At 41.5% G+C, this 15,115-nt stretch carries 8 protein-coding genes; 4 read left to right on the plus strand and 4 right to left on the minus strand.

From position 1 onward, the window contains the following. Positions 1-572: 572 nt before the first annotated feature. The 4 genes from ACFSJE_RS03020 (at position 573) to ACFSJE_RS03035 (ending at position 9,534) form a co-directional block, all read left to right on the plus strand. Complete coding sequence (locus tag ACFSJE_RS03020) at positions 573-5,273, plus strand: DUF7507 domain-containing protein (protein ID WP_379829500.1); 4,701 nt, start codon at positions 573-575, stop codon at positions 5,271-5,273. A gap of 24 nt (positions 5,274-5,297) precedes the next feature. Further along, positions 5,298-6,269: a PorP/SprF family type IX secretion system membrane protein gene (locus tag ACFSJE_RS03025; RefSeq protein WP_379829501.1), complete on the plus strand. Its 972-nt coding sequence runs from the start codon at positions 5,298-5,300 to the stop codon at positions 6,267-6,269. Positions 6,270-6,280: 11 nt separating this feature from the next. Further along, positions 6,281-8,230: an OmpA family protein gene (locus tag ACFSJE_RS03030; protein WP_379829502.1), complete on the plus strand. Its 1,950-nt coding sequence runs from the start codon at positions 6,281-6,283 to the stop codon at positions 8,228-8,230. Positions 8,231-8,343: 113 nt separating this feature from the next. After that, positions 8,344-9,534: a hypothetical protein gene (locus ACFSJE_RS03035; RefSeq protein ID WP_379829503.1), complete on the plus strand. Its 1,191-nt coding sequence runs from the start codon at positions 8,344-8,346 to the stop codon at positions 9,532-9,534. Positions 9,535-9,585: 51 nt separating this feature from the next. Here the strand turns inward: ACFSJE_RS03035 and ACFSJE_RS03040 are convergent, their stop codons facing one another. From ACFSJE_RS03040 to ACFSJE_RS03055, 4 genes are read right to left on the minus strand one after another with little or no spacing between them, the layout of a single operon-like run. Then, positions 9,586-11,046, minus strand: coding sequence for a lipopolysaccharide biosynthesis protein (locus tag ACFSJE_RS03040; RefSeq protein ID WP_379829504.1), 1,461 nt, complete (start codon positions 11,044-11,046; stop codon positions 9,586-9,588). After that, positions 11,046-12,314 carry a glycosyltransferase family protein gene (locus ACFSJE_RS03045; protein WP_379829505.1) on the minus strand — a complete coding sequence of 423 codons (1,269 nt, stop codon included), beginning with the start codon at positions 12,312-12,314 and terminating at the stop codon, positions 11,046-11,048. Before ACFSJE_RS03045 ends, ACFSJE_RS03040 begins: the two co-directional genes overlap by 1 nt. Continuing rightward, positions 12,314-14,746, minus strand: coding sequence for a YfhO family protein (locus ACFSJE_RS03050; RefSeq protein WP_379829506.1), 2,433 nt, complete (start codon positions 14,744-14,746; stop codon positions 12,314-12,316). The genes ACFSJE_RS03045 and ACFSJE_RS03050 overlap by 1 nt, the downstream gene beginning before the upstream one ends. Before the next feature lie 24 nt (positions 14,747-14,770). Continuing rightward, positions 14,771-15,031, minus strand: a complete 261-nt coding sequence (locus tag ACFSJE_RS03055; RefSeq protein ID WP_379829507.1) for a DUF4834 family protein — start codon at positions 15,029-15,031, stop codon at positions 14,771-14,773. Positions 15,032-15,115 lie beyond the last annotated feature (84 nt).

Here is a 15,115-nt window from a genome sequence, read left to right on the forward strand (position 1 = left end):
TCAAAGAAAGGATTTAGGTTCTTCGGGTGATGTACTAAATTATGACTTGCTACGAATTGCAACATAACAGAAAATCCAGGTTTTTCTGCGGCAATAGTGTAAACTCTTTGCGTGAAATTGTGCTAGGGCTTCGCCAAAAATAATCAGCATAGAACTTGAATACTGAAAGAACCCAATAAAAATCAGTCAATTTAAAAGGCGTTTTCGTCAAATCATAACCCCCATTCATAAAGTTGTAGGTTCCATAGCGACCGGAATTTGGAAGATTTGCACCAAGCATACTTATATAAGGTGCTGAAATGAAAAAAACGTAATCCAGATTTGCCTTGGGAATACTATTACACTACACATTTAATTTTAGTAATGACTCAAAATATATAAGCGTGGTAATGAACTGGGCTTTTTGTAAGGTACTATGGTCTAAGGCAAAATCGCGGAGTTTAACCCAAACCTTGTAAAACTTAAGAACACCTAACTCCCCTACTATGCTCCTTGACTTACGCTCTCTTAAAAAAGCCAGAATCGTTGTATTCCTTGTTTGCCCAGCAATAATAGGCTTAGCAACTCAGCTCATGGTCCAAGATTTGGAACCAAATCCTACTAACCTATCAGAACTGTTGGATGCAACCTATTCCGATAATACCGATGGTCTGGATAATACAGCGGGCTCCCCAATGTATGTTCCTGGGATTTCCATAGTAAAATCTGTTCCAGTATTCAATTTCCAACTCTGTAATTCCGTCACATTTACTTATACCATCACCAATCAAGGTACACCCGGTGAAGACGAACTACAAAATATAACAGTTACAGACCCAGATTTTGGAGGAATTATTGCCGGGCCTCCCCCGGGAGATTTTAGTGGTGATGATGGTAACGGTATTTTGGATGGAGGTGAAACGTGGACCGTTCAAGTGGTCCATAACCACTCCCAAAGTGATATTGAATATGGCCAGATTGGAGAACTACCAGCCCAAGTTACTGCTGAATTGGTATCTAACCCAAGTATTACGGTCAATGATGATTCACATCCTTCGGATCATTTTAATGACGGCCCTACAATTGTAGATTTGTCCGCATGTCAGAACCCGGGCATTGGGTTAATTAAGTATTGGGATTATTTGGACCTGGACCTTAGCGGTTGTTCTGAGAACTTTTTATACTCCTTTAGGGTAAGAAATATAGGGAACATTAGTTTGCACAATGTTGTTTTGGTAGATCAAAAGTTTGGAGGAGAGGTCCCTGGCCCCATACCGGGATTTGATACTGGGGACGATGGTATTCTGAGCCCTGGTGAAGAGTGGCAATACCAAGGCTTATACTCTGCAGAATTTGAAGTAATTGGAAATATTCTTAACCAAGCCGAGGTCACGGCAGAAACCGTGGTTCAAAACATAGAGGTATCCGATCTTTCTGACAATGGTCTTCAAAGTGGTACTGGAGGTACATTTGGGAGTGGAGCCGGCAATGACGACATTACGGATCTCATTTTTGATGATGATACATGTCTTGATGATGCCGCCCGTATAGGACTCATCAAAGAAGCCACTCCTACAGATAATGATGCGGATAACTGCTACGAAACCATTCTGTACACTTTTTATGTACAAAATCTTGGTCCCGCTCCTATTGAATATGTTAAATTATCGGATGTTAAGTTGGGTGGTGAAATCACAAATCGTACTGCTAATGGTAACATGGATGAAATTCTTGACCCCGGAGAAACTTGGACCTATGAAGCAAACTATGATTTGGTCCAAGCCGATTATGATGCTGGATTTGTATCTAATCGAGCGCTTGTTCAGGGTGCATTAGTAGATGCGGGCATATCCTTATTTGATTATTCTGACGATACCAGTTATGACGAACATGACCCTACCATTGTACAGGCCTGTCTTACTTCAAGTATGTCATTGGTGAAGTCTGTTGCAGAATTTCTGGACCAGGACAACAATGGCTGTGATGAGACCATTCGTTATAACTTTGAAGTGTCCAATACCGGAGGTATAGACCTTGATGATGTAGTCCTTAACGATAATATTTTGGGGGGACCTATAAACGGCCCCATTTCAGATGCCAATAACGATGGTGTACTCTCTGTAGGGGAAACATGGAACTACCAGGCACTCCACTCCATAACCGAACAGAATATGACGGATACAGAGATTATCAACCAGGCCGAGGTTACTGCCAATGAAAAAGATACCAATAACCAAGTTTTTGCCATGGATGAGATCACCACACCATTGGGGCTTGGTTTCTGCGCGGCAGTATCTGGCATACAGCTCACCAAGAGCATAGGAGGATCGGGCTTTCAGGACACCAACAATGATGGATGTGTTGAGACCCTGGTCTATACCTTAGTGGTAGAAAACACGGGGGCCATACCACTGGACAATATTGTCCTAACAGATGCTAAGTTGGGCGGACAGATCAACGAGGTGCCCCAGAGCAATCTTTTAGGTGACAATGACCAAATCCTAGCCGTGGGAGAAACATGGACCTACCAAATACCCTATCTCCTTACCCCAGATGACATCGATACCGGGTCGGTGGACAACACCGCCGAGGTCACTGCCAATGAAGAAGGTACTGCCAACGAGGTCACAGATAACGATACGGTGAACACGCCATTGGGAGTGGGTTTCTGCTCGGCGATTGCCATACAGCTCACCAAGAGCATTGGGGGATCAGGTTTTCAGGATACCAACAATGATGGTTGTATTGAAACCCTTGTCTATACCTTTGTATTGGAAAATACTGGTATTGTACCACTAGATAACATTCTCCTTACAGATATTAAATTGGGCGGGCAAATCACCGAGGTGCCCCAAAGCAGTAATTTTGGTGACAATGATCAAGTACTCGAAGTAGGTGAAACATGGACTTACCAGGTACCCTACCTGCTTACCCCAGATGACATCGATACCGGGTCGGTGGACAACACCGCCGATGTAGCGGCCTATGAAGAAGGTACTGCCAACGAGGTCACCGACAACGATACCGTCAACACGCCATTGGGAGTGGGTTTCTGCTCGGCGATTGCCGTACAGCTCACCAAGTCCGTGGACAGCTTCCAGGACCTCAACGGGTCGGGCTGCAACGAGATCATCCGCTACAGCTTCACCGTGGAGAACACCGGCACGGTCAACCTGGACAACATCGTGCTGACCGACGACAAGATCGGCGGGCAGGTCAACAACCCGCAGGGGGATGTGGGCAACGACCAGGTACTGTCACCGGGCGAGGTATGGGCCTATACGGCAGACTATCCCCTTGTGCAGAACGACATCGACACCGGTTCGGTCACCAACACCGCCGATGTGGCGGCCACCGAGCAGGGCACCAACAACAACGTATCCGACCAGGTGCAGATAAACACCGACCTGAACGGGAACAATGCCTGTGCGCCCGCGGCCTCCGTACAGCTTATAAAGACCTTCATGGGCCAAAGCTGGCTAGATACGAATAATGATGGCTGCTTTGAAATGTTGATCTATACTTTTATCGTGGAAAACACAGGTACCATACCTTTAGAAAATGTAGTCCTAAATGACCCTGATCTTGGAGGAGAAATAACAGTACAGCCACAAGGCGATACGGACAATGACGAGGTTCTCTCTGTTGGAGAGATATGGACCTATGAAGTACCTTATCTGATTACACAAGCTGATATGGATTTTGGCTCGGTTTCCAATCAAGCCAACGTCACTGCTGAAGTTGAGAACACAAACAACTCGGTAACCGACACGGATGAGATTAGCCTACAATTGGACAATAATTTCTGTGCTGCTGCAGGAATTGAATTGGCGAAAGAAGGTGTGCTGGAGGATTTGGACGGAAATAACTGTCCTGAAAGCATTCATTATACCTTCACAGTAACAAATACTGGAATTGTTGATCTCTCACAAGTAGTTCTTTCTGATGCAGACTTGACGGTTCCCATTAGTGGTCCCTTGGACGATACAGGAAGTGACCAAACGCTTTCCAGTGGTGAATCATGGACCTATGAGGCCATCCATCCAATCACCCAAGCAGATATCGACGGTATAACAGTAACCAACCAAGCCTCGATATCTGCAATCGAATCGGTTACAAATACAACGGTAAGTGACAGTTCCGAGGTGGTGAACACGGATGTTTCAGGAGCATGTATTGCGGAGGCGGCCATTGGACTCATAAAAATCGCAGGGTCTGAACTAGTGGACGTGGACAGGAATGGTTGCCCTGAAAGTATCAGCTATACGTTTACAGTAAAAAACACAGGAGCAATTACTCTTGAACAAGTGGTTCTAAATGATATAAAGTTGGGCCCAGGAACTATTCAAGGACCGTTACCAGGAAATGACATAAATGGAGATACCTTCCTTTCTGTTGGCGAAACATGGACCTACCAAGCACTTTACCCTATTTCGGAACAGGACAGCATCGCTGGAGAAGTCCGAAATCAAGCACAGGTAAGTGCAATTGAGCAAAATACTATGAATAGTATAACAGACGATTCTGATGATAACTCTTTTGAAGAAGATGAGGAAACCATTACTTCTGTACAAGGTGCCTGTGTAGCAAGAGGAGCAATAGAGCTTGTAAAATCGGGAGTTGTTGTAGATCGGGATGGAGATAATTGTGGAGATTCTATTCTATACACCTTTACCGTAGAAAATACGGGGGCCATCAACTTATACCAAATAATGCTTGAAGATGACCTTCTGGATCAAGCGAATATTACTGGACCTTTAAGTGGTACTGATGTCAATAATGATGGAATATTATCCATAAATGAAGCTTGGACATATGAAGCCTATTATTCTATCAATCAGCAAGATATTGATAATGGGGAAGTAACCAATTCGGCAATAGTGTCGGCCTTGGAGGTTATAAGTAACAATTCTGTTTCTAATGATTCAGGGGAAATTATTCTGCAATTGGTTGATGTCTGCGCTAATCCAGCAAATCCGATAGATACAGATTTTGAAATTTTCAATGGAATTACCCCTAATGGAGATGGTGTCAATGATTACTTCCAAATCGATGGATTAGAAAATTACCCTAACAATATACTAAGGATTTTCAACCGATGGGGGGTGCTGGTTTATGAAATGGAAGGTTACGGTACAGGTAGTTCTTTTTTTAGAGGGCAATCTGATGGAAGAGCCACCGTTGCCAAGGAACGTGAATTGCCAAGTGGCACCTATTTCTATATGCTAACATTTATGGGAGATAATCCTGGAGAAGAAAGCTATTCTGGCTATCTATATATAAATAGGGATTGATTTTTCACCTAATCAACTTCAATAATGAGAAAACAAAAACAATTCTACATACATTTCAATAAATGGGTATACACCATCGTCTTGACTGTAATAATGTTCACAGCATCAGCACAACAAGACCCACAGTATACCCAATATATGTACAACACTCAAATTGTAAACCCCGCTTATGCAGGATCTCGGGAGGTATTGAGTTTTGGGGTCTTGGGAAGAACGCAATGGATAAATTTGGATGGCTCACCACAAACCGGAACCTTTACCGTTAACTTTCCCACTGGTCTTTATAGAAATATGGGACTGGGACTATCCATTGTGCATGACCAAATAGGACCATCTTTGGAGTCTAACGCAGTGGTGGACTACTCCTATTCTATAAATTTGGCACGTTGGACCTTGAGCAAATTGTCATTTGGCTTAAAAGCAGGGGCGGATATCTTAGATGTAGATTATACCCGACTCAATATAAACGACCCTAACGACCCTCTATTCTTAACTAAGCCCACCCAGAAAATAGCCCCACAGGTTGGAGCAGGCATCTATTTTAGAACGGAGAAATTTTATACAGGTGTCTCAGTTCCGAATTTCCTGAACACCAAACATTTTGACAAGAACTCTTTGGAAAACCCAAATGTGGAAGGCATTGCGGTGGAGCGTTTGCATTACTTCTTTATTATGGGCTATGTATTTGATTTAGGACCCAATTTAAAATTTAAACCTGCAACATTGGTTAAGGGTGTGAGCGGTGCTCCACTTCAATGGGACGCATCGGCCAACTTTCTTATTCATGAAAAATTGGCCCTTGGAGCTTCATATCGCTGGAATGCCTCTGTAAGCGGCATGGTTGGGTTTCAAGTATCCAATTCCATTTTCCTTGGAGTGGCCTATGACCATGAAACTACGACAATTTCAGATTATAGTAGCGGTTCCTATGAGGCCTTTATTCGCTTTGATGTGTTCAACCGATTGGATAGGGTACTTACCCCAAGATTTTTCTAAATATAATGATGATGCCTACAAAATTGCTGACCGGAATATTATGTACTGTTTTTTTAATAACAAGTGCCTTCTCACAAAGTAGTCAAGTAAAAAAAGCAGATGAAGAGTTTGAGGCATACGCCTACATCGATGCTCGGGAAATTTATCTAAAAGTGGTCGAAAATGGGTATGAATCCGCACAGATATGTAAAAAGCTAGGTGACACCTATTATTTTAATGGCGAATATGTTGATGCCGCAAAATGGTACAAAAAATTAGTAGATAACTATGCACAGCAACTTGAACCGGAATATTACTATAGAGCTGCACAGACCTTTAAGAGTATTGGAGAGTACCATCAATCCAAAATGATGATGGGTGAATTCGCATCAAGGTCATCCACTACCAATTTGGCACAAAATTTCATGAATGGATATCCTGCACTGGACAGTCTTGTTGACAATGAGTCAAAAAAAATAGAAGTGGTCAATATAACTCAAGGAATGTCAGGTTCGGATTTTGGACCAGCGTTTTATCAAGATAAATTGGTTTATGCCTCTTCTTCCAAAAACACTGAGGGAAGCAAAATACACAACTGGTCCGGATTGAAGTATTTGGATTTGTATGAGGCAGAACTGGATGAAAATTACAATTTACGAAACCCTACCCCACTCAAAGGAGATATTAATACGCCCTACCACGAATCTACCGCAGCATTTACAAAAGATGGCAATACGGTATACTTTACACGAAACAATTACATCAACGGCCGAAAAAAGATAAATGAACAGCGAGAATTGACCCTTAAGATATACAAAGCCGAGAAAAACAAGAAAGGAGTTTGGACAAGCATAAGAGAGCTTCCTTTTAACAATAATGCCTATTCCGTTGCCCATCCAGCTTTGAGTCCTGATGAAAAACGGTTGTACTTTTCCTCCAACATGAAGGGAACCCTAGGGGAATCCGATCTTTGGTATGTTGAAATAGGCGAAAATGGTTCCTTCGGAAAACCTATTAATCTTGGCCCAGAAATCAACACCGAAGCGAGGGAAACCTTTCCTTACATCAGTGAAAACAACAATCTATACTTTGCCAGTGATGGGCATTTAGGATTGGGAGGGTTGGATATTTTTGTCGTTTCACTAGATGAAAATGGCGCCTTTAAAAAAGTGGCCAACTTAAAAAAGCCGATTAATTCCAGTAAAGACGATTTCGGATTTATTATAAATGAAGAAAAACAAATTGGGTTCCTATCCTCCAATCGAAGTGGGAATGAAGGTAGCGCTTCGGATGATATTTACAGATTTAAAAAGGCATGCAGTGTAGAGAAGATTCAAGGTGTAATTACTAATGCAAAAACCAATGATCCATTACCAGAGGCCCAAGTCACTTTATTGGACGAAGACAACAACATTGTGGCCCAGACCACTTCAAATTCTGAGGGAACCTATGAATTTGAAAACATCACTGACTGCTTTAAACGCTATGGAATCCGTGGCGAACTATCCGATCATAATTATGAGCCAACCGAAACATCCATATTGATTGCCGGTGATGATCCAGAAATGAAAGTAGACCTGAAACTCACTCCCCCTGACTGTGCTCCCAATGATTTGGGCTGTAAGTTGAATCTTGAACCCATTTATTTTGACTATGGGAAATACAGTATTAGAAGTGATGCGGAAGTGGAGCTGGCCAAAATCCTTCAAGCCATGAAAGAATACCCAGAGCTCCATATCCATATTGAATCGCATACTGATTCAAGGTCTAGCTCCTCCTTCAATTTAAGACTCTCTGAACGAAGGGCTCAAGCTACATTAGAATGGCTGGTAAACAACGGTATTTCTCGAAATAGACTCTCAGCCAAAGGGTATGGCGAATCTCAATTATTGAACCATTGTACTAACGGAATCCGCTGTTCGGAGGAAGAACATCAACTTAACCGTAGGTCTATGTTTATCATCACTGGAGTAAAAAAATAAATTTATATAACTGATTATAAGATAGTTATATGCTTTTTTAAATTTTTGGCACGCTGATTGATACTAATTAGGTGGATGTAAATAAGTACATCTAGAACCTTAAACCTAGTAGTATGAAAAAGTTAGTACTCTTTATAGCAGCGGTCGCTTTCGGTACCATAGGTGCCCAAGCCGCCAAATTGGATGAAAATGTGGCCATGACCACAAGATATGGATATGAAAACTCATTCATCTTCGTAGAAGATGGGATAACTTTTTCAGTATACCCAGATGGAGAGTTCGATTTCTATATGGACAATAGAGCCAATTTTGGAGTTGGTGCTCAAATTGGAAACGTTGGTATCACCTTCAACTCAGGTTATAATTATAACCCATATGTACAGTATGATGACTATGGTGCTGTAATCCAAGTTGAAAACACTCCAATTTTTTACGATTACTATGGTCGTGTATCACAAATTGGGAACATAAACGTATGGTACAACAATGGTAGAGTACGTAGAATCGGTGGATTGCATGTTTACTATAATGGTGGTGTATTTAGTCACTTTACAGGATATATAAATATCTATAACAGAAATTATGTGTACCGTCCTTATCATAGGTATTTTATAAGACCTGCTGTTGGATTCTGTAACGTATACGCCAGACCTTATAGAAGATATTACGCCCCTGTTCGATATACGTATTATGCTCCTTATCGATATAATGAAAGAAGATCTTATGCTAGAATTGGTAAGGAATACCGAAACGATAATAGGTATAGAAGAGAAAATATCTATAGAAACGACAATAGGGTAAGTGTACGCGACAACAATAGTATTAGACGTGCGAACCAAGATTACGGTCGAAGCAATAGATCGGTTGCTCAGAACAATAATAGAAAAGGAAGTCCAAATGTGTATCGTTCCAATAGTTCAGCCAATAGACAGGCTACACCTCAAAGGAGCGTTAGACAGAGTGATAACAATAGAAAATCTGAGCGTGTTTCAAGAAGTAATGGCAATAGAACGGTGACCCAAAAGCAAGTAACCCGTACTCCAGATAGGAGGACTGTTACGCAAAGACAGGTGACCACAACGCCAAATCGTAAAACGGTTTCCCGCACTACGACTACGTATAAAAGACCTGAAACCAGAAGTAATTCAAGTTCAAGTAGGTCTAATGTAAATAAAAGTAATGCGCCAAAAAGAACCACTGTTAACCGCAGCAGTTCTGGAAATAACGTAAAGCGAAGCACCCGAGCTTCTTCTAGCAGAGGAAACAGCAACGCTAGATATAGCAGAAGTTCCCGAAAGAATTAAACGAGAGTTTTTAGGTTGGTTAGTTGTTTACCCCGTGGTTGGATTTATCCACTACGGGGTTTTCTTTTTCAACCATTTGGACAGTATCCCTGAAACATCCTCAGAGATTTCAAATCGATATAGAATACCCACATACATTACCACCACCAAGGCAGATTTCAAAAGAATATTCAAAATAGGGTGAAATGGAAATTGCAGTATATCAAACAATACGGCCAACAAGACCAAAACCGCCAATACTTTAAAAGTGGCTTTGGTAAAAGGTTGAATGCCAAACTTTTGTTTTACAAATAACAACTTCGTCAAATTGAAAATAAAAATGGAAGCAAAACTGGCCAATGCCGCTCCCTCCAATCCAAGAACGGGAATCAAAAGATAGTTCAACAAAATGGTCAATCCGGCTAAACAGACTCCAAAAACCAAAACTGTCCTATAATATTTCGAGTTGAACAAAATAGAATTGTTATTTCCCAAAAGTGAGTCGAACACTTTGGCAAGTCCAACCAAGAAGACAATGGTATAGCCACTTCTATAAGCTTCGGGCAGCAACAAATACAAATCGTTCAAATTCAAAATAATCAGCACAAACAAAATCCCAGAAGCGATAAAAAGCGTCAATGAAGTTTTTTGGTACAACTTTTCTAAACCTGAATGGTCACCAGAGTTCAATTGCTCTGCGGTCAATGGATATGTGATTTGATGCATGGCTCGTGACGGTACAATAATTACCGTGGCAATATAAACCGCAACCCCGTAGTAAGCCACATTTTCAATATCAACAAACTGGTTGAGCATCACCTTGTCAATTTCCAAAAGTATCAACGCGGCAGAACCACCTAAAATAATCAAAAAGGAATAGCCCAAAATTTCTTTGAAATTGGCCGGTAAGCGAAAATCAAACTTTGGAAACCGCAATGTGTATGCATAAATCTTGATGATGATGGTCCGTAAAAGATATAACCCCACCAAAAGTTGAAAGAACAAATCCAATGATATGACGTCGAAATAGAAAAGAATCAACAAGATGGAAACGCCTATTCTTCCGAACACCTCCTTCATGAAATTGCCGAAAACTGACTTTAAATGAACCTTGCACCAAGCAAAATACACCTCAAAATAGGCCATGGCCAATCCCACAAAAAAGATATACCAGAGGTAGTTTTTTACAATGGGGTTGACTTGGGATACCAGATTTCCTAAGGGTTCATAAAAAAACAATCCAACCAAGGCTATGGGAATGATTCCCAGAAGCGGCACCCACAGCATAAAGGTCAAAAAAGCATCCTTCTCCCCTTCCCCATAATTGCTATAATATTTTACCAACGTATTGTGAACCCCAAAGGCCATCACCGGCATTAAAATAGCGCCCGATGCCAAAATAAAGGTTACCAGCCCATAGTATTCATCCTCCAAAATCTTGGTGTAGAGAAACAGTGTGTTCACCGCTCCGAACAGGAAGCCCAGATAGGTTACCACTACATTCTGAATGGATTGTTTTAAGACGACTCCCATTAGATGAATTTTGCCAAGCTTTCGGTCAATGCTTTTCTATGAAACTGTTCCACTCCCATCGAATTACAGTTGAGTTGTCCGTTCTGATAGCTTTCGAACCAATCCAAAAGTACAGTTTTTAAACATGTAGAATCATTTTGCACGCAAACACTACCCGATTGGGTCTGAGCCACTAATTCCCCTGCTTCCCAGCCATCCGGGCCAATAGCTAAAATAGGTCGTCTGGCATTTAAATATTCGAACAGTTTTCCTGGAATGATGCCTTTGGTCTCTTCAGAATCTATTTCCAACAACAATAATATCTGGGATTTTTGTTGTACTTGCAGAACTTCGTCGTGGGACAAATAGCCCAAGGGTTTTACATACGATTCCAACCCACATTCAGCAATAGTTTGCAAAACCTCTTCCCCTACTACCCCAGCCAGTTGAACCTGAACCGCATTTTTGAATGCCTCATTTTCTTGCACCAGTTCTTGAATGACCTTCCAAAATTCGACGGGATTACGGCCGGTCAACAACGAACCCATATGCGAAATGGTAAAACCAGAATCCAAAGGCATCGGTTTCAACGCATCGTCATACCCGTTTGTAATGACCTTAATAGGTTTGTCCGTAATAAATTCAAACTCTTGTTTGGTAAGGGTACTGGTGACCACAATCTTATCTGCCGACGTCAACACCTCTGCTTCCAATTGTCTGTGCTTTTTTTGGGATGATTTTGACAATCGCAGGTTTTTATGATATCCAATCGAAGTCCATGGGTCCCTAAAATCCGCAATCCATTGAAGGGAATATTTTTTCTTCAACCCCAACCCTATCAAATGCAAACTGTGTGGTGGTCCCGTAGTGATAATCGTTTGAATTCCTTCATCCGCTATCACCTTGGCCAAATAGTGAATGGAAGGTTTTACCCAACTTTTTCGAGCATCTGGAATGAAAAAATTCCCTCGAATCCAAAGCAATACCTTTTCCAAAAAGGAAGGGTTCTTTTCTTGGATTATCCCAGAACTGATGTTCTTAGTTTTCCGTTTTGATAACAAACTGGCCCAGCCATAGGGCTCCCTAATGGGTTGCTTTAAAATCTGAATGCCTTCTGGAACTTCTCCCGCAAGATTCGCATCAACAATAGGGTAACTTGGATTTTCCGGAACGTAAACTATGGGTTGAAATCCAAATTCAGGCAAATATTTGGTGAATTTTAGCCATCGCTGTACTCCTGGTCCTCCAGCCGGAGGCCAATAGTATGTTATGACCAGCACTTTTTGCATCAGGATTCTTTGGATTTTTTCGGAACAAAGGAATAGCCCACACCGCCAACAATAATCAAGCCCAGTAAAATACAAGCAGCCAATGTAATCTGACTACCGGCTTCAATAATCTGAGGCTCAAATTTAAATTCGATGGTATGGTCACCTGAAGGGATTTTCATCCCACGCAAGGCATAATCAACTTTATAATGCTCCTCGGGCTTCCCATCAATAAAGGCATCCCAACCTGAAGGATAATATATTTCGGAAAAGACCGCAAAACCATCATTAGTATTACTTGATTCGTACTTCAAATAGTTAGGACGATAGTCAACCAAATTTATTTGGGCCAAGGAATCCGTTTCATAACGCAGTTTGGTCAAACGGGGATATGTTTTCGTGTTGACGACCGCCTGAGACTTGGAATCAAAATCCTTGAGGGATTCTATTTCTTCATTGGCTGAAGCTACAGGTAACAACTGCTCCACAAACCAAGCATTTCCATTGGCTTCATCATTCACAGCTGGAAAACTGTTTCCTTCTTCATCCTGTTGAAGCACATATTTTACGTTCAACATGTTCAACACCTGAAGATTGTTCTGATATAGATGGTATTCGAATAGATTTTGCAGTGCCCTTGGTTTTGCGGCATGGTAACCTCCGATGGATTTATGGAAATAGGAAGTCCGGGCTCCATTCAATCCTTCTTGAGGATCAAAAACTCGGTACACAGCATCATCCTCTTGGAGCGCTTGGTCTAATTGACTCGCCTGAAACGGGGTGTTAATATCTCGCTGACGCACAAAATCATCTTCATTGACATACCGCAAGTCAACCCCTACCAAATCAAATAACAGTAATCCACACATGATGAGAACCATGGTGTTCTTCCCAATTTTTTCTTTTACAAAAAACCAAAGGGTCACGGCGGCCAAGGTCACATAAATCAAAGAGCGTATCGTGTCATTGACATATACGGCCTCGCGGTCCCGCTGAATCATGGTCATTAATTCATCACCAAAATAACCACGATACATCTCATCCCGCATGCCGTCAAAATCAAAGAAAGCCTTTAAAATAAAAATGAAGACCCCTAATCCCAAGGTGATAAAAAAGCTCAACTTTAGTGCTTTTAGCTTTTCACCAGAATCACCTGATTTTTTAAACAGTTGCCATAATGCCAAAATACCCAAAACAGGAAGACACAATTCCAACACCACTTGAATGGAGGACACTGCCCTGAATTTGTTGTATAGCGGAAAGTAATCAATCATAAAGTTGGTGAGTGCCGGGAAATTCTTTCCCCAGGAAAGTAAGAGAGATAACACAGCACCACCCAACAGCCACCATTTGTGTTTTCCTTTTACCAAAAAGAGCCCCAATACGAATAAGAAAAATACGATAGCTCCCACATACGCTGGCCCGGCTACAATGGGTTGTTGTCCCCAATACAATGGCAATCCGCTGGAAAGTTCCAATGCTTTTGAAGGGGTAAGGCCCTGTCCTACTAAATAATCATAGGCTTTGGAACCTTTGCCCAAATCCTCATTTCCGGAACCTCCAAAAAGGCGGGGAGCAAATAAATTCAAGGATTCTGCAATTCCGTAGCTGTATTGCGTAATGTACTCCTTATCCAATCCATTCGATGGCTGTTTTGGTGTGCCATCTGGGTTTATCGTCAATTCGGATTTTCCACGGGTACTCCAATCCGCATATTCTTTGGTGGCCATCAATCCTGTGGCATTTGCCGCTATGGAAAGGGCAACGGCACCGATTAAAATTCCAACGGATAGAAAGAAATGCTTTAGTTTTTTATCCTTGATGGCATAAATCAACTGTACCAATCCCAAAATAAGCACCAACAACATGAAATAATACGTCATCTGGTAATGATTGGCACTGATTTCCAATGCCATCGCCAAAGCAGTCAAAATAAAGCCTAGTAAATATTTCCTTCGGAAAACCAAAACGATACCTCCCAAAACCATGGGAATATAACCCAAAGCGTGGGCTTTTGCATTGTGTCCAACCCCTAAAATGATTATTAGATAGGTTGAAAAACCAAAAGCAATCGCACCCAAAGCTGCCAGTCGGAAATCAACCTTTAAACAGAGCAGCAGAATATAAAATCCAATGAAATACAGAAAAAGATAGTCTGCTGGTCGTGGTAAAAACCGAATCAATCGGTCCAGTTTTTTAATATAATCATGGGGGTAATTGGCTCCCAACTGATAGGTGGGCATGCCACCAAAAGCACTGTTGGTCCAATAGGATTCTTCCCCAGTCGACTCTTTGAAATCATCCCGCTCCTTGGCCATTCCTTTGTACTGAGCAATGTCAGACTGAAAAATGGCCTTGCCCTGCAAAACCGGATAGAAATACACCAGCGAAGCAAGCAGAAATAAACCAATGACACAAATGTGGGTGATAATGGCTTTTGGAGAAAAATTCATGGATAGATTTTGAAAAGACAAATATTAGTCAATTTCCTCAAAATCTATGTATTCTCCAACTTTTTTTGAGGGTTTGGATTTTCGGGTAGGTTTCTTATAAATTGTGGTATCCCCTTCTTCATTCTCACGCTGCCCAAAATCCTGATAATTGGCGAACTGTTGCCCAAAGCGTTCCTCCGTTTTTTTCATGGCGTAGCTCAGCAATCGCGGAGCCAACCATTTCAGCAGTAATTTCGCCGCGTAGTATACTAATATGAGGAGTAATATCGTTTGTAGTACAACCATATAACCTTAACTATTGTTTCAAAATTACACTGTAAGTAGCACAAAACGCCCAAACGTATCTTAAAATACTATTAAAATCAGTTA

Origin of the sequence: Flagellimonas iocasae (genome assembly GCF_042682725.1) — a bacterium.
Classification (GTDB): Bacteria; Bacteroidota; Bacteroidia; order Flavobacteriales; family Flavobacteriaceae; genus Flagellimonas; species Flagellimonas iocasae.